The sequence below is a fragment of the Parashewanella sp. 2210YD4-3 genome, assembly GCF_056591735.1.
The window spans coordinates 397,773-422,852 of sequence record NZ_JBWQOG010000003.1 but is presented as its reverse complement, the minus strand read 5'-3'; the positions used below and the strand labels follow the sequence as shown (position 1 = coordinate 422,852).

At 40.2% G+C, this 25,080-nt stretch carries 17 protein-coding genes and 5 tRNA genes; 4 read left to right on the top strand and 18 right to left on the bottom strand.

The annotated features are described in order from the left end of the window. Positions 1 to 879: Kelch repeat-containing protein (locus tag AC1EU0_RS07190; RefSeq protein ID WP_480301551.1), on the top strand; the 879-nt coding region annotated here is incomplete at its 5' end. 775 nt (positions 880 to 1,654) lie between these two features. Here AC1EU0_RS07190 and nth read toward each other — a convergent pair. The 16 genes from nth to pabB form a co-directional block, all read right to left on the bottom strand. Continuing rightward, the gene (gene nth, locus AC1EU0_RS07185) at positions 1,655 to 2,308 is read right to left on the bottom strand and encodes an endonuclease III (RefSeq protein ID WP_480301549.1); all 654 of its coding nucleotides are present in this window, start codon (positions 2,306 to 2,308) and stop codon (positions 1,655 to 1,657) included. Further along, positions 2,308 to 3,006 (bottom strand): electron transport complex subunit E, encoded by a 699-nt coding sequence (locus tag AC1EU0_RS07180; RefSeq protein ID WP_480301547.1) that lies wholly within the window; start codon positions 3,004 to 3,006, stop codon positions 2,308 to 2,310. Before AC1EU0_RS07180 ends, nth begins: the two co-directional genes overlap by 1 nt. Continuing rightward, the gene (gene rsxG, locus AC1EU0_RS07175) at positions 2,999 to 3,637 is read right to left on the bottom strand and encodes an electron transport complex subunit RsxG (RefSeq protein WP_480301546.1); all 639 of its coding nucleotides are present in this window, start codon (positions 3,635 to 3,637) and stop codon (positions 2,999 to 3,001) included. Before rsxG ends, AC1EU0_RS07180 begins: the two co-directional genes overlap by 8 nt. Positions 3,638 to 3,652: 15 nt before the next feature. Beyond that, positions 3,653 to 4,699, bottom strand: coding sequence for an electron transport complex subunit RsxD (gene rsxD / locus AC1EU0_RS07170; RefSeq protein ID WP_480301544.1), 1,047 nt, complete (start codon positions 4,697 to 4,699; stop codon positions 3,653 to 3,655). 2 nt (positions 4,700 to 4,701) lie between these two features. After that, a complete protein-coding gene (rsxC, locus tag AC1EU0_RS07165; RefSeq protein WP_480301542.1) occupies positions 4,702 to 7,059 on the bottom strand; it encodes an electron transport complex subunit RsxC in 2,358 nt (785 codons plus the stop codon). After that, positions 7,053 to 7,625, bottom strand: a complete 573-nt coding sequence (gene rsxB, locus AC1EU0_RS07160) for an electron transport complex subunit RsxB (protein ID WP_480301540.1) — start codon at positions 7,623 to 7,625, stop codon at positions 7,053 to 7,055. The genes rsxC and rsxB overlap by 7 nt, the downstream gene beginning before the upstream one ends. Further along, positions 7,625 to 8,203 (bottom strand): electron transport complex subunit RsxA, encoded by a 579-nt coding sequence (rsxA, locus tag AC1EU0_RS07155; protein ID WP_480301538.1) that lies wholly within the window; start codon positions 8,201 to 8,203, stop codon positions 7,625 to 7,627. The genes rsxB and rsxA overlap by 1 nt, the downstream gene beginning before the upstream one ends. A gap of 179 nt (positions 8,204 to 8,382) precedes the next feature. Then, on the bottom strand, positions 8,383 to 10,278 hold the full coding sequence (locus AC1EU0_RS07150) for an EAL domain-containing protein (protein ID WP_480301537.1): 1,896 nt from the start codon (positions 10,276 to 10,278) through the stop codon (positions 8,383 to 8,385). Positions 10,279 to 10,625: 347 nt separating this feature from the next. After that, a tRNA-Asn gene (locus AC1EU0_RS07145) sits at positions 10,626 to 10,701 on the bottom strand. Positions 10,702 to 10,722: 21 nt separating this feature from the next. Then, a tRNA-Asn gene (locus AC1EU0_RS07140) sits at positions 10,723 to 10,798 on the bottom strand. A gap of 22 nt (positions 10,799 to 10,820) precedes the next feature. Beyond that, positions 10,821 to 10,896: transfer RNA gene (locus tag AC1EU0_RS07135), tRNA-Asn, on the bottom strand. A 24-nt stretch (positions 10,897 to 10,920) separates the two neighbouring features. Then, positions 10,921 to 10,996, bottom strand: a tRNA-Asn gene (locus AC1EU0_RS07130). A 31-nt stretch (positions 10,997 to 11,027) separates the two neighbouring features. Then, a tRNA-Asn gene (locus tag AC1EU0_RS07125) sits at positions 11,028 to 11,103 on the bottom strand. A 399-nt stretch (positions 11,104 to 11,502) separates the two neighbouring features. After that, a complete protein-coding gene (gene asnS / locus AC1EU0_RS07120) occupies positions 11,503 to 12,903 on the bottom strand; it encodes an asparagine--tRNA ligase (protein ID WP_480301535.1) in 1,401 nt (466 codons plus the stop codon). Between the two features lie 513 nt (positions 12,904 to 13,416). Continuing rightward, entirely contained in the window at positions 13,417 to 14,007 is a 591-nt protein-coding gene (locus tag AC1EU0_RS07115; RefSeq protein ID WP_480301533.1) for a CoA pyrophosphatase, read from the bottom strand. A gap of 1 nt (position 14,008) precedes the next feature. After that, positions 14,009 to 15,412, bottom strand: a complete 1,404-nt coding sequence (pabB, locus tag AC1EU0_RS07110; RefSeq protein WP_480301532.1) for an aminodeoxychorismate synthase component I — start codon at positions 15,410 to 15,412, stop codon at positions 14,009 to 14,011. Positions 15,413 to 15,508: 96 nt separating this feature from the next. On the opposite strand from pabB, the gene AC1EU0_RS07105 reads away from it, so the two are divergent. From AC1EU0_RS07105 to AC1EU0_RS07095, 3 genes are all read left to right on the top strand, one after another. After that, a complete protein-coding gene (locus tag AC1EU0_RS07105) occupies positions 15,509 to 17,050 on the top strand; it encodes a fumarate hydratase (protein WP_480301530.1) in 1,542 nt (513 codons plus the stop codon). 103 nt (positions 17,051 to 17,153) lie between these two features. Then, positions 17,154 to 19,208, top strand: coding sequence for a S9 family peptidase (locus AC1EU0_RS07100; RefSeq protein ID WP_480301528.1), 2,055 nt, complete (start codon positions 17,154 to 17,156; stop codon positions 19,206 to 19,208). A gap of 176 nt (positions 19,209 to 19,384) precedes the next feature. Further along, positions 19,385 to 20,125, top strand: a complete 741-nt coding sequence (locus AC1EU0_RS07095) for a hypothetical protein (RefSeq protein WP_480301527.1) — start codon at positions 19,385 to 19,387, stop codon at positions 20,123 to 20,125. Positions 20,126 to 20,149: 24 nt separating this feature from the next. On the opposite strand, the gene AC1EU0_RS07090 is transcribed toward AC1EU0_RS07095, so the two are convergent. After that, positions 20,150 to 21,469, bottom strand: coding sequence for a sugar MFS transporter (locus tag AC1EU0_RS07090; protein ID WP_480301525.1), 1,320 nt, complete (start codon positions 21,467 to 21,469; stop codon positions 20,150 to 20,152). Positions 21,470 to 22,139: 670 nt separating this feature from the next. Further along, the gene (locus AC1EU0_RS07085) at positions 22,140 to 24,968 is read right to left on the bottom strand and encodes an ExeM/NucH family extracellular endonuclease (protein WP_480301523.1); all 2,829 of its coding nucleotides are present in this window, start codon (positions 24,966 to 24,968) and stop codon (positions 22,140 to 22,142) included. Between the last annotated feature and the right edge of the window lie 112 nt (positions 24,969 to 25,080).

Here is a 25,080-nt window from a genome sequence, read left to right as displayed (position 1 = left end):
GCTGGTTTGGGTGATGATTCTGGTAGAGGTGATGATAGTTGGAGCTTGAACAAAGATGCCACATGGAGTCGATTAACGCATACCGACGTCACTAAAAGAAATAGGGTGATTAATTCGCCAGTGGTGAGTTTTAAAGACAAGCTGTGGGCAATTGCAGGGAGAGCCGATATTTCAGTGCTTCAAAGTTCTAATGATGGTAGAAATTGGGATAACTACGCGATTTTCAATAAAACCGCGGTATCAAGTCGAAAGGAGCATGATGTTACCGTTTATCAAGATAAGATTTGGGTCGTTGGTGGTACTAACTCACAACATAGGCAAACCAATGATGTATTCTCCTCTGTGGACGGCATTAACTGGACCAAGCACAGCAGTAACTTGCCTGATATCAGTCGTCACACCATTGCTGTGTTCGAGAACCAAATGTACCTCTACGGTGGTGTTCAAGGAAATGGTGTTTCAAATGCTATCTGGAGAAAAACAGCCAGTTCGGATGCATGGGAGGAAGTTCCTGTTTCAGGTGCTCTCAAGCCATTACAAGATGCCCGCATGGTGGTTCTTGACGACGCTATTTATATCATTGGCGGATACTCTGTTAGTAAAAATGATGTATCTAATAAAATTTATAAATTGGCACTAAATAGCGATAATACATTCACTGCAACCACCGTTGTAACAGAGGTTCCCTTTGGCCCCCGCTACGGCGTTGCAACCATTAACTACCAAGGTAGCATTTGGGTTGTTGGCGGGAGAGGAAAATATGACAGCTCGAATGATGAAGTGCTTAGCTATAACGACATCTGGCGCTCTAATGACGGTGTTAACTGGTTTAAGCTGTATAAAACCCAAGTTGATATGAAAGAATTACCCGCTCGATAACTTTGGTTTTTGAACGTAAAAGTCACAGTGCAGAAAAGGTATTGTGACTTTTATCAACCTCTCATTCAAAAGTAGAACGTATTCTGCTTTACCAAGACATTAATTACACGAGATAAAAATAGTCACCTGAATACGACAAGTAGTGACTTACTGCTCATTTTAGGAAAATTACCCATGATCGACACTGGAAAATATTACGCTGCCACAGTACAGGCAAACGACCCTGTATTTGAAATCGAAATGATGCGTAATAACTCAAGCGAAAGGTTTACGGGTCAACGCCATTAAGTAACGCCGAGCCAGCCACATAGTGAAACTGACCAACTTAAGTCAAATATGAAAAGGGCCATAGATGAAATTAAAAAAGATGGTTTTAAAGCTGCAATTCGCTTATTTAACAATTTCTATGAAGAAATGAACATATATGAGCGCGAACAGCGTGCTAACAAAGAAGCGGCCTGATTGACACTAATTACGCCTTTGCTTTAAATGAGACAGACAAAATCATTTATGAGCCTGTTTATCTTTTAGAAAGCAAAGATAAAATCACCGACTACTTTCAGTTCAGAACCAAAACTGCGTATAGGGTTTTGTAGCATATCTCTGATGGCTTATGCCGTGAAGTCAGTTTTGTCTTTCTATCACGTGCCTACGGAGAAAAACATTATTCATTAGAAATACTTCAGGGAGAAAGTAATGCTAATTAAATTCAATGTTTTCTGCTTCTAATGATGACACCCGTTTTGAGTTCAGCAACTTACGATTGGTTGTATTGTCATAGGCTTTGTTTTGTTGTATTTTTTTTGGGTGGAGAGTATTCACAGAGATCTTCAATTATACAGCTACCACATCTAGGTTTACGAGCGATGCAGGTATATCTTCCATGAAGAATAAACCAATGGTGAACATCCACTTTGAATTCAGCTGGAACAACTTTAAGCATTTTCTGCTCAACTTGATCAACATTTTTACCCATTGCAAATTTGGTGCGATTCGCCATGCGGTAGATGTGCGTATCAACCGCAATAGTCGGCCAGCCAAATGCCGTGTTTAACACTACATTAGCGGTTTTTCTGCCAACGCCGGGGAGGGCTTCTAAAGCTTCACGGTCTTCAGGGACTTCACCATCGTATTTTTTTACTAAAATCTCACAGGCTTTGATCACGTTAATGGCTTTGTTGTTATAAAGCCCAATGGTTTTTATGTATTCCTTTAAACCATCAACGCCCAAATCATAGATAGCCTGTGCAGTATTCGCTACAGGAAATAATTTATCGGTGGCTTTGTTTACGGAAACATCTGTAGCTTGAGCTGACAAGGTAACGGCAACCAATAACTCAAAAGGAGAAGAGAAATTTAATTCAGTTTCTGGTTTCGGGTTATTGGCTCTTAATCGCTCCAATATTTCACGACGTTTTGCGTTATTCATTAACCTACCTTGGTGATTCGAGCTCGTGTAATGGTTTCAATTTGAGTAGTCATTGGTTTGCGTTGTTCTAGCTTTTTATCTATCACATTTTTCGCTGCAATCATTAATCCCATTCCGATAAATGCGCCCGGAGGTAACATTGCAAGTAAAAACGAAGTATCTACTTTCCATAAATGGATGGTTAAATTTGCGGCCCAAGGTCCTAGTAACTGATCGGCACCGCTAAATAAAGTGCCTTGGCTAAGGATTTCGCGGCCAGCACCGAGCACAATCAAAACGAGTGTAAATCCGAATCCCATCATTAATCCATCATAGGCAGAAGCTATTACATTATTGCGGGATGCAAAGGCTTCAGCACGACCGATAATGACACAGTTAGTTACGATTAAAGGCAAGAATATACCCAATGATAAATAAAGCTCATAAGCATAAGCGTTAATGAGCAATTGTACTGTTGTGACTAGCGCTGCAATGATCATCACAAACACTGGAATACGGATTTCTTTGGGGACATAGTCACGAACTAACGATACTAGAATATTAGAGCCAATCAGTACGACCATGGTAGCTAAACCTAACCCTAAGGCATTAGTTACAGTCGCAGTCACCGCGAGTAAAGGGCATAAACCAAGGAGTTGGACTAATCCGGGATTGTTTTTCCATAACCCCTGTAAAGTAATGTCTTTATAGTTAGCCATTTTGTTCCTCACATGATCGGGTCTGGCGCTTAATGTCATCAAAATTGCTGTTTATATATATCAATGCCTTATGTATAGCTTTTACATACGCTCTAGGAGTAATGGTTGCACCTGTAAATTGATCAAAATCTCCGCCGTCTTTTTTCACTTTCCATTTATTTTCTTTTGGATTTGTTAAAGACTTTCCGGAAAACTCATTTACCCAGTTTGATTTTTTCAGCTCAATTTTATCACCAAGTCCGGGTGTTTCATTATGAGACAAGGTTCTTACCCCAAGCAACTTACCTTGTTTGTTTACCGATATAATAAGCTTGATTTCACCGTTATAGCCATCAGGAGCAAATGTTTCCATTGCAATAGCGGTGGAATGTTCACCTTTAGTTGCAACAAAAGCCGCTACTGGATTGGTGGTATTCAGCGCTTTAGGTGCATAAATCAAACGACAACTTTGTACCAAATTGTTGTCGTGTATATCGGCAGGGATGATTTCGTTGAGTATCTTCAAACGCTGAGCTTGTTTTTGTGCTTCAATTTTATCAGCCGTAAATTTGTCGACAAAGGCTACAAGCCCAGTACATATCATTGCAAACAAAGCTAAGATAAGACCATTTTTAACAATACTTTTATTCATCAATGGCTCCAAGTCTTAGCTAGTTCTATGACCATAACTGCGTGGTCTAATGTAATAATCAATAAATGGTGCGCTCATGTTGGCGAGTAGTACCGCAAAAGCAAATGCATCAGGATAACCACCATAGGTTCTTATTACATAAACCAAGATACCTATCATGGCTCCGAATATTAATCGACCTTTTGCACTTGTTGCAGCGGTCACTGGATCAGTTGCAATAAAGAAGGCGGCTAACATTGTTGCGCCGGTGAACAATTGGTTAATAGGAGAGATATGCGTATCAGGGTGTAACAAAAAGCCTGCAGTTGTAAAGACAAACAGTGAAACGAGCACTGCGCAACTAATATGCCATCGGATCACTTTTAACTTCAGCATGATAAGTCCACCTATAAGGTAGCCTAAATTTACCCAGAACCAACCTGTTGCAATGTCGTTGCTAAACATTGGCTGTTGCATAATCTCTGAGCTAATGTGTTCGAGCGAATAACCGGTTTTTAGGCTGTCTAATGGCGTTGCCATCGTGGTTCCGTCTATTGCTTGCCTCCAATAATCGGCACCTACATGTGACAAACCAAATATAGTGTTTAATGCATCAGATAGAGAAGGGATATGCGCTGCAACACTTGATGGTGCGATCCAATTCGTCATTTGAACTGGAAAAGAGATCAGCAGCAAGACATAACCCGCCATTGCTGGATTGAAAATGTTGTTACCAAGACCTCCATATAGATGCTTTACAAACACTATGGAAAATAAAACACCAATGACAATGACCCACCAAGGTGCCATTGCAGGTATAGCTACTGCTAATAGTGCAGCAGTTACTACGGCACTGTAGTCCGAAAGGGCGAAGCCAATGCTTTTATTACGAAGCTTCATTATTCCAGCTTCAGCGGCTATTGCGACAGATACGGCCAAAATAACTTGAATTAACACTCCCCAACCAAAGAAATAAAGCTGGGCTGCAAATCCGGGAAGCATGCAAAGTAACACTCTTTGCATTACCTTATTGGTTTGCATTTGAGTATTAATGTGGGGTGATGAGGCGCTTTTAAATGCCATGTTTACTCCTGTCCCTCTTTTTGTTGCTGCGCTTCTTTAGCCAGTTTTTTAGCCTTGGCTTTTGCTACTGCAGCAGCGACGCGGGCCTTTTTATCATCAGCATTTGAAGTGGTGCTTATTTCAGGCTCAAGTGTATCACTTGAATTTTCGGATGATGCTTGTGCCAATTTCTTTGCCTTAGCTTTTGCTACTGCAGCAGCGACGCGGGCCTTTTTATCATCAGCATTTGAAGTGGTGCTTGTTTCAGGCTCAAGTGTATCGTTCGAATCTTCAGATGATGTTTGTGCCAATTTCTTTGCCTTGGCTTTAGCTACAGCAGCCGCAACGCGGGCCTTTTTATCATCAGCATTTGAAGTGGTACTTGTTTCAGGCTCTTGTGTATCACTTGAATTTTCAGATGATGCTTGTGCCAATTTCTTTGCCTTGGCTTTAGCTACAGCAGCCGCAACGCGGGCCTTTTTATCATCAGCATTTGAAGTGGTACTTGTTTCAGGCTCAAGTGTATCACTTGAATTTTCAGATGATGCTTGTGCTTTAGCCAATTTTTTCGCTTTAGCTCTGGCTACAGCTGCGGCTACCTTAGCTTTTGCGTCATCAACAGGTTCTGAACTTTGTTCACTTTGAATTTGTGGTTCAGATGTCTTATTGGCTTTTTTGGCTTTAGCACGGGCGATAGCGGCGGCAACTTGAGACTTTTTATCTTCAGCGCTATTGATATCTGTTGTCTTAACGTCTTCTTTAGAAGCTTTTTTCGCTTTAGCTCGAGCTATAGCTGCAGCGACTTGAGACTGCTTATCTTGAGAACCCGTTTCACTATTCTGACTTTCAGCGGCTTTTTTTGCTTGAACGCGAGCAAGGGCTGCAGCGACAGCATCTTGGTTGGCTGAAGACATTGATGACTTGCGACGTTCAGCGGCTTGGCGAGAACGTTCTTCTCTAGCTTGCTTTTCTTTCTCTAAGCGTTCAAGTCTGGCATCAAAGCGTTTCTTGGCTTCTTCAGCCGCTATTTTATTCTGCTCTTCAATCTTGATTGCTGATTTAGCGATACGATAATACTCGACTAGAGGAATATCAGAAGGGCAAACATAGCTACAACATCCACACTCAATGCAGTCTTTCAGGTTATAACTAGCGGCCTTGTCGTATTCTTCAGCTTTTGAGTGCCAAAATAGCTGTTGAGGTAGTAGGCTTGCTGGGCATACAACAGAGCACTCTCCACAACGGATACATGATTTTTCTTCGGCCTCTGTGTTAAATTCAGCTTTACTTGGCGCAATGATACAGTTTGTGCCTTTTAATACTGGTGCCCTTGCATCGCGTAAGGCATGTCCCATCATTGGGCCACCAATAATGAACTGCTGGTGGCTTGTATCTTTTAAACCACATGTTTGGAGAATATGCTCTATTGGAGTACCAATTGGGACCCAATAGTTGCCTGGGTGTTCGAAATTATCTCCGGTTAGGGTTACGACACGTTCGATAAGTGGCTTGGCTTCGTCTACTGCTTGAGATATAGCAAAAGCTGTTCCCACGTTTTGAACAACCATTCCTAGTGATGCGGGAATACTGCCTGATGGAACTTCTTTACCCGTTAAAATTTGGATGAGTTGCTTCTCACCTCCAGAAGGATACTGCGTTGGTATGCTTGTAACTCGAGCCATTTGCGCTAGATAATTATTACTCGCTAACGCCGATTCCATAGCAGAAATAGCTTCGGGTTTGTTATCTTCAATGGCAATGATAATCCGCATCGGATCAATGAGCTTGCGGATGACTTCAACACCACGAATAATGCCGTGAGCATTTTCTCTCATTAAGCGGTCATCAGAAGTAATATAAGGCTCACACTCAACACCATTGATGATCAATAATTCAATATCACTAGTTGGATTTAATTTGATGTGTGTAGGGAACGCAGCACCGCCCATTCCCGCAATTCCAGCTTCTTTAACAACGGCTAACAATTGTTGTTCATTTAAATCATTTGACCGATTAGTTGAATCATTCTGTAGACCAGTATCATGGCCATCGGCATCAATAATTACACTTAATACAGGCAGTGCAGATGCGTGATTACTCGGCATTGTTTGAATCGCTGACACTATGCCTGAAGTTGGGGCGTGACAAGGTAAATGGTTTTGGCCTTTTGTAAGAGGCTGGCCCTTAAATACTTCATCTCCAATTGATACTGAAAGCGTAGCGTTTTCCCCAACACTTGGAATTGGAATGACAAACTGCTTTGCCAAAGGTAAACGCCGAATTGATGCCTCATTTGACAAATGTTTTACTTGTGGTGGGTGAATACCACCGGTTAAAGGCCAAAGTGTGCCTTTATCAATTTGCTCTAAAAGGGTTAGCACTGTGATTCCTCATGTAGCATCTTCACAGGAATCGCATTGACACGCCAATCCCAGTTCTTCAGGTTGGTTTCTTCAGGTATCATATCAATACAGTCAACAGGGCAGGGCTCAACGCAGAGATCACAACCTGTACAGTTTTTAGTGATAACCGTATGCATCAATTTACCTGCACCAACGATGGCATCGACAGGGCAAGCCTGAATACACTTAGTGCACCCAATACATTCTTCTTCTCGAATGTAAGCGACTTTCTTCACTTGTGAGTCTTCAGATACGTTTAAAGGCTCTGGTTCAACGCCCATTATATCTGCAAGTTTTTCCATGGTGGCAGAGCCGCCAGGAGGGCACTTATTGATTTTTTCACCATTTGAAATAGCTTCGGCATAAGGGCGGCAACCGGGATAACCACATTGACCACATTGAGTTTGAGGTAAGGTTGACTCTAGCTGGTCGACAACAGGGTTGCCTTCTACCTTGAACCGTTGAGCTGCATATCCAAGAAGAGCACCAAAAATAAGTGCCAATGCCGATAACAAAACAATGGCAGTAACAATATCGATAATCATTATTTAACTAGCCCTGTAAAGCCCATAAAGGCCAATGACATTAATCCTGCAGTGATCATAGCGATTGCTCCTCCTCTGAATGGAAGAGGGATATCAGCTGCGGCTAAGCGCTCTCGCATTGCCGAAAATAAAATCAATACTAATGAAAAGCCAACGGCTGCACCAAAGCCATAAATGGCCGATTCTAAAAAGTTATGTTTTTCATTGATGTTTAATAAAGCTACGCCCAAAACAGCACAGTTGGTGGTGATGAGTGGAAGATAAATGCCTAAAGTTCGATATAAGGAGGCACTCGTTTTTTGCACTACCATCTCAGTAAATTGCACGACAACCGCAATAACTAAAATAAAGCTGATGGTTCTTAAGTAAGCTAAATCAAATGGAATAAGTAGGTATAAGTTAACGAGATAACTTAAAACTGACGCAAGTGTTAATACAAACGTGGTGGCCATAGACATGCCAATGGCTGATTCAAGCTTGCTTGAAACGCCCATGAATGGGCAAAGTCCGAGGAATTTGACCAATACAAAGTTATTGACAAGTACGGTACCGATTAGCAGGAGAAGATATTCGGTCATTACCAAAAATTGTTTTAAACATTAATCTGACTATTATCGGTGTTTCTTACTTCAGAAACAATCCTTTGAGCTTAAACTACTGCGAACATGAGTGAAATTTTATCAAAAATTTATAAATGGTCTGTAAAGCAGCTCTGACTTATTTGATGCCATTAATAATTTTTGAACAGAAGCTCAGTTTATGCTGATCGCAAAATTTTGGGTGACGATATAAAGAATCCCTGTAAACCATCAACCAGTAACTGTTCAAATTCAATTTTTTCAGCTTGGCTTTCAATATTTGTTGCTATAACAGGTATGCCTAAGCGTTTGGAGATATCAACAAGCATACGGACGATAAAGCGGTTATCTTCATTAAAATGGATATCCTTAGTAAAACTACTATCAAGTTTTATGAAGTCAGGTCTTACTTCCTTTAAGAATTTAAAGGCAGTAAATCCAGTTCCAAATTTTTCAAAACAAACTCGAGCACTTGATTTATGAACCGTTTTGACAAAATTAGCCGCCGCAGTTGTGTTTACTTGCATGCCTAGTTCACCAACTTCAAACACTAACTTTGAAGCAATGTTTGCATGTTGTTTTAATTGATTATGAAGCCAAGCTTGAAAACTTTTATTTAAAGCCGATGCTGCACTGATATTAATACCAATTGAACTGCGTAATGTAGGCTTTGAAATCAGCAATCTCATTGCTTTTGTGATGACCATTTTATCAAGCTCAGTGACTACGTCGAGCCGCTCCGCCATTGTTATAACCGCAGATGTTGGTAATACTCTAGAGTCTACATTCTGGAAGCGAGTTAGGAACTCTTGGTAAAAGGTGGTTTGAGAGTTACAAGACTGTATGGGTTGATGGTAAAAATTTGCGCCCCCATTTTTTAAAATGTAGTTAAGTGTTTGCCTCCAGTGCCCATCACCGATTTTATCGGAATCAGTTTCTTTATCCATTGCATAAAAACTGTTTGAACCCAAAGTCTCAGCCACACTAAGAGAGGCTTCGAGCATTTCTATTGTCGTTACAGACGGCATTTGGTTTTTATATGGAATTAACCCAATGTGAGCAACAGAAGGTGTTTTTAATAACGGTTGGTACTCATCCAATAATGATTTTAACTTTGGTAGTAAGGTTTGTGCACCTTGAAAGCTCACTTCAGGCAAAACAATTGCAAAATCTGCACTTGAAATGCGGTAATGGCTGGAATTTGGAGTGGTTTTTGTAATTGAAAGAAGTAACTTAGTGATTTTTGTTAGGTAGGCATCACCCGCATTACGTCCTTTAATTTGATTGATATACCCAAGCTCGCTCGCGCGCAATACAATAATAGAACCATTTATTTTATTATCACTTTTAGCGGCGTCTTCTAGCTTTTTATAAAAAATTAACCGAGTGAGTAATCCAGTAAGTTGATCTTGTCTCGCTTCTTTATTGAGTTGCTGGTTTTCAACAAATATCTGACTAACTCTTTCTGTATAAAGCTTTTTAGTCTGTAAGATCGCATTTTCGACGAGCTTAAACTGCTTAGGAAATGAGGTTGTCGAGTATATGGTAGATTTGCGATTTGGTATTTGCTCTATTAATTCAATTAATTGATTAAGATAATAGTTTACACGGCTAAAGCAAAGTAGGGCACAGAGTGCAATAAGGGCATAACTACATATAAGTACAATAGCAATATTAGTAAAGTCTGAAACAATCGCTTGATTTGCTTTAGTTACATCTAATTTGACTTGTATTCTGCCAGAATCAGTTTGTTGGTAGCTGCCAACATTATTTGGAAATAATTGGTTAATAATATTGGACTTATCGTTAACTAATTGGCCTGTGGTGTAGTTGTTCGCTGTGTCTTCTTTATCGATATACTGAAAAAAACGAATAGGCGTGACGGCTTTGAAGATCTGATAAATATCCACACCATCCTTAGGCCAGTTTTCAATTTCTGAAATCTGTTTTTGATAGATACTTAATTGCTCATGGTTAGTTTGCTGAAACTTCTCAAGTTGAAATTGGTATAAAAGCACTAATCCTGTGCCGAAAATGCTAAATAAAAAGATATGAAAAAACTTTGAAGTAAACATATTCATCCGGTCCATCAGACTTGTTTGCTAACTAAAATCAACAGTCCTAATTAATATCAATATATCGATAAATGCCAATATGAACTCAGAATATCTGATTTATGGCTTAGGAGTAATAACAAAGGCATTTGAGGCAAAGGCAAAAATTAGCCAGTTGATGTATACCTTAGTTTGGGTTGCTTTTAAACTTCCGTTTATGGTTACAACCTTACTCATATTCAAATTTTTCTCAGAAACTAAATCACAATGAATTTGCACATTTTTGTTTACGAAGACAACTAATATGATTTGTACGCTATTTTAAACATTTTTTTAGAAAAAGAAATGATAGATTTGCTTTTTAATGATGGCTCCCCAGACTGGACTCGAACCAGTGACATACGGATTAACAGTCCGCCGTTCTACCAACTGAACTACAGGGGAGTAGAAGATATGAATTAAATTTGGCTCCCCAGACTGGACTCGAACCAGTGACATACGGATTAACAGTCCGCCGTTCTACCAACTGAACTACAGGGGAATCGAAATTTAATTTTTAAATGTGGCTCCCCAGACTGGACTCGAACCAGTGACATACGGATTAACAGTCCGCCGTTCTACCAACTGAACTACAGGGGAATTGTACATTTAATTTTTGAATGTTGGCTCCCCAGACTGGACTCGAACCAGTGACATACGGATTAACAGTCCGCCGTTCTACCAACTGAACTACAGGGGAACATTCAAAATTTGTTTCAATGTGAAGAAGTTGGCTCCCCAGACTGGACTCGAACCAGTGACATACGGATTAACAGTCCGCCGTTCTACCAACTGAACTACAGGGGATTTGTTTACTTCTTCTCGTTGAGAACGGGACGCATAGTAAAGCGGTCTTATAAATGAGTCAACTCGACTTTTAAAAAAAAGTGTAATTATGCTGTTAAGTGGTCATCTAGTGTTCACAATGTTGGTTTTCTAGATAGATAACGGTAATTTCTTAAACAAGTGATTATCGAAGTAATATTCAACCTTTAAACATCAGTTAGGCGCTCACTAAGTTAATATCTATTTGAGTTAGCTATAATTTCAACGCTTGCATCATTCACCAAATTGATGAAACGCTCTACGCCCACAAGCTTGCTAAAATGCTCGATAGCGGCGTTGTAACTTTTGCATGTTTCTGAGTATGTTCAGTCAATAAAAAAGGCCATCGTGAGATGACCTTTAATGCAAGAACGGATTTGGTTAGAAGTTCGCGCTTCTTGGTGCTCTTGGGAATGGGATCACGTCACGAATGTTAGAAACACCAGTTACGTAAGAAACCAATCGCTCAAAGCCCAGACCAAAACCTGAATGAGGTACAGTGCCGTAACGGCGAAGATCACGATACCACCAGAAATCTTCTTTTTCTAAGCCCATTTCTTCAAGACGCATATCCAGTACTTCTAGACGTTCTTCACGTTGCGAACCACCGATGATCTCACCTATGCCGGGAGCCAATACGTCCATAGCCGCAACGGTTTTACCGTCATCATTTAAGCGCATGTAGAATGCTTTAATGTCTTTCGGGTAGTTTTTAACCACTACTGGTGCTTTAAAGTGTTCTTCAGCTAAATAACGCTCATGTTCAGAGCTTAAATCGATTCCCCACTCAACATCGAATTCAAACTTCTTACCGCTTTCGATTAGAATGTTAACGGCATCGGTGTAATCAACTTGAGCAAAGTCAGAGTTTACGAATGCTTCTAAACGCTCAATAGCGGTTTTCTCAACACGTTGTGCGAAAAATTCTAGGTCTTCACGACATTCAGTAAGCGCAGCGTTGAATGCATACTTCAACATATCTTCAGCAAGACCCGCTACGTCATCTAAATCTGCGAACGCAACTTCTGGTTCAACCATCCAGAATTCAGCTAAGTGACGAGAAGTATTTGAGTTCTCTGCGCGGAAAGTAGGACCGAAAGTATAAACTTTAGATAAAGCGCAAGCATAAGTCTCAGCGTTTAACTGACCAGATACGGTTAAGAAGGCTTCTTTACCGAAGAAATCTTTGTCGTAATCCACTTCGCCTTTATCTGTCATAGGAAGGTTCTGCATATCAAGCGTTGATACGCGGAACATTTCACCAGCACCTTCACAGTCAGAAGCTGTGATGAGTGGCGTAGAAGCCCATAAGAAGCCACGCTCGTGATAGAAGCGATGGATAGCTTGAGACAAACAGTTACGCACACGCATTACCGCACCGATAATGTTAGTGCGAGGGCGTAAGTGCGCTAGCTCACGTAAATGCTCGATTGAATGACGTTTAGCCGCCATTGGGTAAGTATCAGGATCATCAACCCAACCCACAACTTTTACATCGGTGACTTGAAGCTCAAAGGTTTGACCTTTACCTTGAGACTCAACAACTTCACCCGTCATTTCAACTGAACAACCAGCAGTGAGTTTTAAAATTTCGTCTTGGTAATTGTTTAAATTGTTGGGTACGACGCCTTGAATAGGATTGAAGCAAGAGCCATCGTAAACGGCTAAGAAAGAGATGCCTGCTTTGGAATCTCGACGAGTTCTAATCCAGCCACGAACGGTGACTTGTGAACCCACTGAATGCTCTCCATTAAATACAGAGACGACGGTTGCAATACTCATTGTTGCTTGTTTCTCCAACAAAAGGGGTAAATATTTTTAGAGGTTGACTATATTACCTTTATGCAGACTTTTCTCAAGCGTAATAAGCGGATTCACACAAACAATTGTTAAATTACTTTAACTGGGTGAAATGGTTAGATATGTTAGTGTTAGATTGTGTTCTATTTTTACAGACTTTCTTATGACTAGTGATAAAATAAGCGGAGACATTCATCTAATTTGGGATTGTTTGAACTATGATGCAACCAAAAAGATACGAGCTAATGATTGCCCAGACTGTCTCAGAGGTTGGAACGAGAATAAAGATAAATGGCTGCAATATAGTCATCTAACGGTGTATTTTTCGCGTAAGGATTCAGATTTGTTTTTAGAAATGGAACCTGTTGTATTTGCAGTTGAGAGAGGGAGTGATAAACCACTTTTACAGGCAACCAAACAATTTTTTGAACGAATAATCTCATTTAATGTGGAGCTTTGTGAACAACTGCTTATAACCAAGTACTCTTGTAATTCCTAAATTCCCACTTTTTGACTAAGTGTATAAAGCATTGAGGCAGTCACTCCCCAAATAAATCTTTGATCGGAATTAATCATTAAAACTTCAATATCGATATTACGCCGCTTAACCTTAATACTTTGCTGATTATTTGGATGTGATAATTGGGTCAGTGGAACGGTGAAGTAGTCTGCAACTTCATTTGAATCTACTATTAAATTATCAAGGTTATCGAGCACACCTACAACAGGTGTTATTTGAAATTGAGTATAGGTATGCTGAATAGGCAACTGGCCTAAAACTTCAATTCGCTCAGGTTTTATTCCCATTTCTTCATGCAATTCTCGCAGTGCGGTATCTTCTGGAGTTATATCACCCTCTGCTACCTTTCCGCCGGGAAAGCAAATTTGACTTGGGTGATGTTTCAAATAAAAAGGCCGCTGTGTCAACAAAACCTCTAATTGGTTATTGATTTCAACTAATGGAATTAAAACAGCTGAGGCACGATACTCTATTGTTGAAGCAACTTGTCTAGGCACACAGAAACGATCTGCATTTTGAGGTTGTGGGCTTAAATTAAATCGTTCCTTGAACTGTGCCAAATCCATATTAATCTTCCAATGTTGGTAATATCTTGCTTACTTTATCAAAGGTTTCTTGATATTCAGCATCTACTTGAGAGTCAGCGACAATCCCGCCACCAGCCCAGCAATAAATTTTATTATTTTCAGTTAACAAGGTTCTAATCGTAATACTAGTATCCATTTTCCCGTCTTGGCTTAAATAACCGATTGAGCCGCAATAGATGCTCCGACGGCTAGGTTCTAGCTCTTCAATGATTTGCATAGCTCGAATTTTTGGTGCTCCAGTAATCGAGCCTCCCGGAAACGTTGCTTCAAGCAAGTCTGTTGCATCATACAGTTTATCAAGCTCAGCGGTAACCGTACTGACTAGGTGGTGGACTGCTGGAAAGCTCTCAATATCAAATAACTTTGGAACGCGTACCGTTCCTGCACTGGCGACTTTACCTAAATCATTTCGCAGTAAATCGGTTATCATTAGGTTTTCAGCACGATCTTTTTTTGATTGCTGTAATTGATTTGCCAATTGATCATCAATGATTGGATTCTTGCTTCTTGGCAAAGTACCTTTGATAGGCTTTGTTTGAATATGGCGATTGTTTAACTGAATGAACCTTTCAGGCGATATCGAAATAATTGAATGGTGTTCAAGTTTTATAAATGCGGAAAAAGGCGCTTTATTGCTTTGCCTTAGTTTTTGATAAGCTTGCCATTCATCTCCTTTGTAACTAGAGGAGAAGCGTTGAGTTAAATTTATTTGATAGCAATCGCCGCTCAATAAATATTCATGTACGCGATTGAATTTTTCTTGATATTGCTGTTTTTCAATTTGAGTATGCCATTGACTTGTTAGCATGAATGATTCATTTAGCTCTGCTTTTTTTGCTATCTTATCTAGCAATGGTCGTTTTACTTTCTCTAAGGCTAGTTCACCTAAATAATGTAACAAGAACCACGATTGCTGCTGATAATCGAAAATCAAACTCCAATCGTAAAAGCCCACACACATTTCAGGCAAAGATAAGTCATTTTTAGCAATAGTGGGTAAGTGTTCTACTCGACGACCCAAGTCATAACTGAAACTTCCCAGTATCCCACCATTAAAAGGAAATTCACTACTTAGCTGTTTAGGGTACAGCTGATTAAGATAGTGCTTTAATAGAGAGAATGGGCTTTCGCTTGATATATTGTTGGATAAATCAATACAGCGCTCAGAATCATAAATTGAAAACTGGCTTTGTTCTTCTTGTGTTGTTAGCGTTGCAATTGGATCAAAACTGATGATGTCATATCGTGCATCAGAGTGTTGTGCATCTGCCGAGTCTAAAAGAATCGCCCAAGGTTTGTCGGCAAAATGAGAGAAGACCTCAGTGGTGGTTAATTCGATGTCAAGTTTGCAAATAGCTAGGCTATCTGACTTCCGTGAAACCATTTAATGACCTTATTTATAATGCTTTTATGGCTCAATCAATCGTAAGATAGTATCATAAAATAAAATCATAAATAATAAACGATTAGGTGTGTGAACATGACTTCTACCTCTCACGGTTCGGAACCGACAATCATCAAACAAGCCGATTTTATTGAAAGTATTGCCGATTCACTGCAATACATTTCTTATTACCATCCTAAAGACTTTGTAGATGCAATGGCTGATGCTTATGAGCGTGAACAAAGCCCAGCTGCAAAAGATGCGATTGCTCAGATCTTGATCAATTCTCGTATGTCAGCTGAAGGCAAGCGTCCACTGTGTCAAGATACAGGCATCGTAACGACCTTTGTGAAGGTTGGTATGGACGTACGTTGGGACAAGTCAGACATGACAGTCCAAGAAATGGTGGACGAAGGTGTTCGTCGCGCTTATACCAATCCAGATAACCCATTGCGAGCTTCGATCGTCGCCGATCCAGCAGGTGCTCGTAAAAATACTCGCGATAACACGCCTTCAGTAGTACACATGGAAATCGTTAAAGGTAACCATGTAGAAGTCGCTATTGCAGCTAAAGGTGGTGGCAGCGAGAACAAAACCAAGATGATCATGTTGAATCCATCAGACGACGTGGCGGCATGGGTTGAGAAAACGCTACCAACAATGGGAGCAGGTTGGTGCCCGCCAGGTATGTTAGGTATCGGTATTGGTGGTACCGCTGAAAAAGCGGCCGTTATGGCAAAAGAAGCTTTGATGGAAAGCGTAGACATCCATGAGCTTAAAGCCAAAGGTGCTGAAACTACTGAGGAGAAGCTGCGTTTAGATATATTCGACCGTGCAAATAACTTGGGTATTGGCGCTCAAGGCTTGGGTGGTTTAACCACTGTACTTGATGTGAAAATCAAAACAGCGCCGACACATGCTGCTTCAAAGCCTGTTGTTATGATCCCAAACTGCGCTGCAACTCGCCATGTTCATTTCCATCTAGATGGAACAGGCCCAGCTGACTTAGCCACACCAAAATTGGAAGATTGGCCTGAAATCACTCGCGAGCAAGGTGAAAACGTTAAGCGCGTGAACCTTGATACCGTAACTCAAGAAGAAGTTGAATCATGGAAGAGTGGTGATACTTTGCTACTTAACGGCAAAATGCTGACAGGTCGTGATGCCGCTCATAAACGTATTCAAACTATGATTGAGTCTGGTGAAGGTTTACCAGAAGGCGTGGACTTAAAAGGTAAATTTATTTATTACGTGGGTCCAGTAGACCCTGTAGGTAATGAAGTTGTAGGCCCAGCAGGTCCAACAACCGCTACTCGTATGGATAAGTTCACAGACTTAATGCTAGAGAAAACAGGCATTATGGGCATGATAGGTAAAGCTGAGCGTGGTCCTGCAACGGTAGAATCTATTAAAAAACACAAATCTGTTTATCTTATGGCCGTTGGCGGCGCTGCGTACCTAGTTGCTAAAGCGATTAAAAAATCTCGTGTGGTTGCTTTTGAAGATCTTGGAATGGAAGCGATTTACGAATTTGACGTACAAGATATGCCTGTGACAGTTGCTGTTGACTCAGAAGGCGTTAACGCTCACGAAACGGGACCAGCGATTTGGAAAGTTAATATCGCTAATGCGAAATAAGCTTTTTAAACCATAACGCCATCATATAGATGGCGTTTTACTTGCTACGAACCAATCATTTAGTTAATTTAACAACCGAAATTATTTATACAAAGAGTCAGTCATGTTAAAGACCTCCTTTACCAGTGCAGCTATTGCATTTGCGCTAAGTACTTCAGCGTTTGCTAATACAGCGGCTAAGCCTTTTACGGTTCAAGATCTTGTTAACCTAAATAAGTTACACAGCTATGCTATTTCATCTGATGGGAATACCTTAGTTTATGGGGTAACAAAGAAAGATAACAAAGGTGACAAATCATCCGATCTTTATTTATTAAATTTGTCCAAAGCGAATGCTAAGCCGATGCAATTAACCAGTGCCAAAGGTACTGAGCATAATGTGCAATTTGCTAAAGACAATAAATCTATCTACTTCCTAGCTGCAAGAAACGGTTCTAGTCAACTTTACAATTTACCATTAACTGGCGGTGAAGCTCGTCAAGTTTCTCATTTAGTATTAGGCGTCGACGACTACAAGCTATCTGCTGATACCAAGCAAGTTGCTATGAGTATTCGTGTATTCCCAGATTGCGACACTTTAGCTTGCTCAAAGGAGAAGTTTGAAAAAGCTAAAAACAGCAAGCAAACAGGGCGTCACTATGATCAATTAATGGTTCGTCATTGGGATACTTGGTTTGATCATGCTCGTAACCACTTATTTGTAGCAAGAATTGAGGGGCATCAATTAAGCAAAGCGGTCGATGTGACAAAAGGTATTGATACGGAAACACCTCCCAAGCCTTTTTCTGGTATGGAAGAAGTCAGTTTTACGCCAGATGGAAAATATGTTGTTTATAGTGCTAAAGCACCAAGTAAAGACCAGTCGTGGACAACGAACTACGATTTATGGAAAGTGTCTGTAACAGGTGGAAAAACTGAAAACTTAACTGCTGACAATAAAGCGTGGGATGCACAACCTACTTTTTCAAGTGATGGCAGATATATGGCTTATTTAGCCATGAATCGCCCAGGCTTTGAAGCCGACCGTTACGCAATCATGCTTACAGATACCGTTACTGGCCAAACGAAAGAGGTTGCTCCACTTTGGGACCGTAGCCCGAGTTCAATCCAATTTGGTGATAATAACCAAACTTTATATGTCACTGCCCAAGATGTCGGTCAAGTAAGTATTTTCGAAGTTAACACTCAGTTTGGTGATGTTCGAAAAGTTTATGGTTCTGGTTATAACAGCCTAATCGGTATCCATAATGGTAAAGCCTACTTCTCCCATACTAGCCTAAGTCAACCAAGAGATATTTGGAGTATCAACCTCGACGGTGATCAATTAACTCAATTGACTCATGTTAACCAACAGAAGCTTAAAAAAATTAAGTTTGGTGAATATCAGCAATTCAAGTTTAAAGGTTGGAGTGATGAGGAAGTTCATGGTTATTGGATTAAACCTGCTAACTACAAAGAAGGTGAAAAATATCCTGTAGCGTTCCTCGTACATGGTGGGCCTCAAGGCTCGTTTGGAAATGGCTTTAGCGGCCGTTGGAATGCTCAATTATGGGCTGGAGCTGGGTATGGTGTCGTAATGGTCGACTTCCATGGCTCTACTGGATATGGTCAAAAATTTACTGACTCTATCACTAAAGATTGGGGCGGTAAGCCACTGGTTGACTTGAAGAAAGGTCTAAAAGCAGTGGGGCAGCAACAGCCTTGGTTGGATGTAAACAATGCCTGTGCATTGGGTGGTTCATACGGTGGATACATGATGAACTGGATTGAAGGCAAATGGAGCGATGGCTTCAAATGTCTCGTAAACCATGCTGGTTTGTTTGACATGCGTTCAATGTACTATGTTACTGAAGAATTGTGGTTTCCTGAGCATGAATTTGGTGGTCAATATAAAGACAATAAAGCACTGTATGAGAAGTTTAATCCAGCGAATTATGTTGAAAACTGGAAAACGCCAATGTTAGTGATTCACGGCGAAAAAGATTTCCGTGTTCCTTATGGTCAAGGTTTAGCTGCATTTTCTTATTTGCAGCGTAATAATATTCCGTCAGAATTATTAATCTTCCCTGATGAGAATCACTGGATCTTAAACCCTAATAACTTAGAGCAATGGTACGCTCACGTATTGGGTTGGTTAGATCGCTGGACTCAAAAATAAATTCGTAAGCAATTAACCCAAAGGCTCTCAATTCATGAGAGCCTTTTTTATGCGTATATGAGTGAGAAACTTGCTATGGTAGATGTAATACATATCCTCGAATTCATGAATTGATCAGCTTAAAGACAGGTTAAGAAACTATAATTAGATATATCAATATTTTATATGAGTTCATAGTGATAGTCTTTAGTCGACCGACACCTGTTAGAAATGTTAATTTGTCAGCTTACAAGCCGGTAAAAACGGCAAAAAGAGGCAAAGCAAAATTCAGCAACTTTGATTACAAAGTAGAAGAAATAAACCCTGAATCAGGCATTGGCAAATACATGGAACCGTTTGATAACTCTCGAACAATATTAAGGCGTCTGGCTATTTGGATTAGAAGTTCTACAAAATACTTTTATCGTCGAATTCCTGAGGAAATGGCATTAGAAATCGCAACAAAGTTATTGAATCAATGTGATACTGCTAGTGATTCTTTATTATTAAGTTTTAATGATAGTGAGTATTCAGCCATTATTGTACGCACTAAAGTTGGCTATAACTTTATCTCTTACGCAAAACGAAACAAACTGAAACAAACAAGCCCGAATCGACGGAATTTCTCATCTGATGGCCATATCTATAGCGATAATTCTATCTATCTTCGAAACCAATTATTAAAATATATCGATTATTTCGATAGCAAAAGTAACTGGGTGACTCTACTAAAATGGCAAGCGATTCAAAATGGTGAGGAGTTCGATGAAGAGGCGGTTAAAGCATCTCTCGATTTAGATGAAATTGGGGCTTGCGAGCTTGCTCTTTTGTTCATAAAAGTTGGTCTTGGGCACAAAGTGCAAGAAACAGAAAAAATCAGACGTCGTTTCTTTTATGTTCCACTGGATTACCACAAAAACGCTCAATTCAATCATTAGATTCTAGATTCTAGATTCTAGATTCTAGATTCTAGATTCTGCATGGTTATTTCGAATGTTTAGGAGCGCATAGTAAGCAATTAATAGATAACCAGGGAATAAAATAGCGTAAGCATATTGAGGTGAGATCAGATTACCTACCAGACCATAAAAATACGGCAATATTGCCCCGCCAGATATTGCCATTATCAACATAGCTGAACCGGTATTAACGTACTTCCCCAGCCCTCGTAGTGCCAGTGGCCAAATGGATGGCCAGACTAAAGCATTAGCTAATCCTAGTAAGCCAACCATCAAAATGACGTCGGGAACAGGGTTTGCGAATCCTATATGTTTTAGAAAAGGTGAAAAAATATGGGAGTGATTTGACATACAAAGAATGATAAAGGTGACTATCAACCCTAGTATACCGGAACCCATTAATGCTTTTTCTTGGCTTAGCACTCTGGGTATAAAAACCATACCCAAAATATAACCAGTGACCATAAAAAACATGGTAAAAGCGGTAAACTCTGTATAATTAGCAAGGCCAAGCTGTTTACCAAAAAGCCCAATAGTATCTCCAGCAATCACTTCAGCACCGACATAGAAAAATAAGGTAATAATGCCTAGAGTTAGTTGAGGGTGTTTGAGCGCTTTTTTCCAATCGACCCTTATATTTGAATTTTGACTATGTGATTCAATTTCAGGCAGTGGTGAAATTGAAATGGATAGTGCCAGCGCAAATAAAATGGCTGCCATTACAGAATATAAATCGATTAGTTTTGAAGAGAGAACGCTCAATTCAGAAAGCTTTTCTGCTAACGGGATAGAGTTTAGGTGCTCCGTGTTAGTAGAGTTGATTCCACTGAATACAATGGTTGTAAAAAGAATCGGGGCAAGTATGCCTGCACCTTTGTTTAATAATCCCATTAAACTGATTCTAACGGCAGCAGATTTTTCGGAACCATTTAACACTATGTAGGGGTTTGCCGCAGTTTGCAGCAGTGTAAGCCCAGTACCCATCACAAATAATGCAAATAAGAAAAGAGGGTAAGTACGGGTATGTGCCGCAGGGATAAATAGAGCAGAACCAACGGCCATAATGAAAAGACCAAGTGACATGCCACGTTTATAGCCGGTCTTATTTAAAACGGAAGAAACTGGTATAGCGGTAATAGTATATGCAATATAAAACGTGACAGTTACCAAATAAGCTTGAGGAGCGGTTAACTGACATACAGTTTGTAATAAAGGGATTAAAGCGCCATTTAACCAAGTCACAAAACCGAAAATAAAAAATAAACCCGCGATGATTCCAATTGAAACTAAATTGGATTTATTGTTAATACTGATATTATTCATATACTTCAAACAACCATGGGCGATTGCTTGATGCTACTATAAGAAATCATATTAATGGGGTTTATGAATATTAATTCATCTTTTATCAATTCTGAATTGATAGCTAAGTAAAAGAAACATTGCTCAGTGAGGCGGTAGCATTCTCACCCAATTAGAACCAAAACTGAAATTTAATTGCATGTGGTAAGTATCATGCTGAATTTAAAAGAATATTTAGCTCATCGGCTTTATAATAAATCTGCGTTCTTTGTTCAACAAGAATTACCTTTATTCATCTATATAATATAACCAACTATTTTTGCACCGATACGGTTTAGTACGGATCCTATGGCGCGTATCAATTCCTTTTTACTATGGTTACAGGAGTAGCATGCAGTACAGCGCTTTCTCAAAAACTTTCTTAGCCATCGGATTGGCTCTTTTTTTGCCCACGCAATAATTTAAGTCAGGACAAAACTCCAAATTCAACGAATGGACACTATATTGTTGTCTTAAAATCGCCTAATAGAAGTGTAGGGATGACTACAGAGGAGCTAGATAACAGCTCGTTATAGAGACAATGTATAACGAGCTGTTTAGTTAACATGAGCAGTGCTTATAAACAATGAATCGAATTGCTTCATCGATATAATCGTCAGCCACAGAATCTACCGTGGCGTTCTATTCAATATTAACGATACTGTTTAGTCTTACTTGTAGTTAAACCATCGTTATCTGTGACGGTTAACTCAACCTCAGTAGCAAAACCTCTAAAGCGGAATACTCCCCAACCATTGTATTGGCGACCATCATCGAACTGCCATTGATGACTGCTGATCCATCCATCTTCATCGTAACTGGCTGAAATAAATACATCAAACAGCCAACCTCCTAGATGATAGAATCGAGCATGTGGCTTTTTTCGTTTGTCTTCAATGGTCACCGTTTGGGTGATTTGATGTGAAGCACCTTGGTCATCGGTAACTGTGAGGGTTACTGGGTATTCACCAAACTGCTCATACTCATGGCTGACTGTTTCACCTGTAGCGGTAGTTCCGTCACCTAACTCCCATTGGTGTGAGACAATTTCACCATCTTCATCCATTGATTGTGAAGTGAGTACGACTTCATTTCCATTCACGCTCACATTAAAATTCGCAACTGGAGCGATGTTTTCAACTTCGAGCAACAATGAAACAATTACAGGATCATGATCCGAAGAGCGGTAAGCGTCATTAGCGTAAAGCTGCTCAAGTTGAGATGGCGTTTTGTTTTCCTCGTTATAATCCAGAACCTTTGGCTCATCTGCGTTAATGTGCCAATCTGTTACATCCACAACCTTAGAAGCCATTGTTTCATTCGCTATAGCATGGTCTAAGCTACCGCTTTCTCCACGGAAAATGTACGAGTAAGACGTGGGTTTATCAAGGTGATGGAATAGCTCAACATAGCCGTTGCTTGTTAATTCAGTAATCGGATTTTCTTTGGCGTAAGCATTTAAATCACCAATAACAAGTTGATCTTGTTCTGGATATTCAGCCTGAAGCCATAAAGCAATAGCTTTGGCGGCGCGAGTACGAGTGATATTACAGTTGCCTTGGCCATCTCCCGTATCAGGATCGCCCAATGAATTACAATTTGCGCCTTTCGATTTTAAATGGTTTACAGCCACAACGAACTCTTGTTCTGTCTCAATGTGTTTGAATAATTGAGTTAGCATAGGGCGGTTTTTACCATCATTGAATAAGGCGTTACCATCTTCATCCAACGGCGAATTTGCGCTGCGCAAGACTTTTGCTTCACCAATTGGCTGAACTTGAGATGATTGATACAACAAACCAACGCTAATTTGATCATCGCCTAAATTCTGCTGAGGCTGAACATAGGCATAGGTTTGAGTATCAGTATTCAGTGAATTTGCCAATTGAGCAATGGCTGAATTACTATCAAATCCATCATTCTCTATCTCCATAACGCCGACAACACTTGCATTCATTGCTGTGATCGCAGCCACAATTTTAGCTGATTGGTTGTCAAACTCAGCTACTGTGTCAGCACCACGAGGTGTTGGGAAGCCGTTACCTTGTCCATCACCATTGAAGTAATTCAATACATTAAAGCTGGCTACAGTGACGTTTGCTGTTTCAGGTAGTATAGGCTCATCGGTACGTTGATTAGATTGAACAAAGCTAGGTTCAGCTGTTGGCATGACGCGATATTGACCGAAAGCGAATGACATCACACCTGTTAAATTGGTAACGGTGTTGCCTGCACGAAGCGTGTTTTCTGCGGTTAACTCTGGTGCAGGGTAGCGAATGATTTCAGGGTTACGCTGTGTCGTGGCGTCATCTAACAAAATGCTGTCGAGTTTGTTAGCATCAGAAATTGCTTTAGCAGCCTCACCGGGAGCAGCTACTTGAGTTCCAACATAATGACGCTGACTACCTAATACTACTTCACCATACTGGCCTAAATTTGATACCCCGTTAACCACAAGTGATTGAGGGAAGATAACGCTCATACCTTCAAAAGCTTCAAGCTGGTCGGTAGACGTAAATGGCAAACTGATGCTTGTTGCGGCTGGTAAATCAGATTGACCACATTTTTTATGGGCAACAATTTGGCTTAGTTGAGTTTGGCCTCTAAACTCTACCACCTTGGCTTGTAAACGGATGACGTCACCGATTTGGTAATCTAAAGGTGTATTCGCGGTATACACAAAAATACCTTCAGAGGTTAAAGAATTTTCGTCGTACAAAGCTTGTGGCATTTGTAAGTTCATGCCTTTTAAGCCTTGGAAGTTCGCCGTTACAATGGCTTCAACAGATACCGTTTGTCCCGCTAAAGGTGACGTTTCCGCTGTTCCCTGAATAGTGCTGATTGATGTGGCGGGTGCATTACATACTAATTCATCAGGAACGGGGTTTGGGTCCGGATCAGGATCTGGCGGAGTACCATCAGAATTGAATCGGCCTAAATCGCTAAAATCATCTTTTGGAAAGCCTTGCCAAGTTGGGGATAACTCCACTTCATCATTTGCATCCAGATCAGGAGTAAGCTGATCACTGGCACGCCTGATAGTATTGTCTTTGGTTGATAGATCACCAGAGCCCCATTCAGAACCGGGGTCAACACCAATTTGTCCAATGCTATCTACTACAACATCGTTTTGTGTCAGAGTTATGGCATCATCACCATTAAAAAAACTTTTATTACTCAATAACTGGGCTTTTGATGTAATGTCACTGCTGGCATTATCGTCAGCAATTACATAAACTCCTTGTGGTGCTATGGTGCCTTCTAGTGAAATTCTAGTACTAGCATTCGTTCTTCCATTGAAATAAAAATTCAGTTTGTACTGGCTCAAATCAATAGTGGTTGCTCCAGAGTTGTATAGCTCTATGGCTTTATTGTTACTGCTTCCCTCAATATATTCTGAAATTAGCAGCCCATCATTGGCATAAGCCGAAGACAGACAAACCCCAGTCGCTAGCGTCAGGCCGATTAACTTACCGTGCATGATATTTCCTTGTTTTGATTGATCTTAAGGTGTTATCACCTTTAAATTCGTTTGAACTTAATACTGCAGGGTGTAAAGCGAAGTTGAAGATAGCATGATTGGATTACATTTG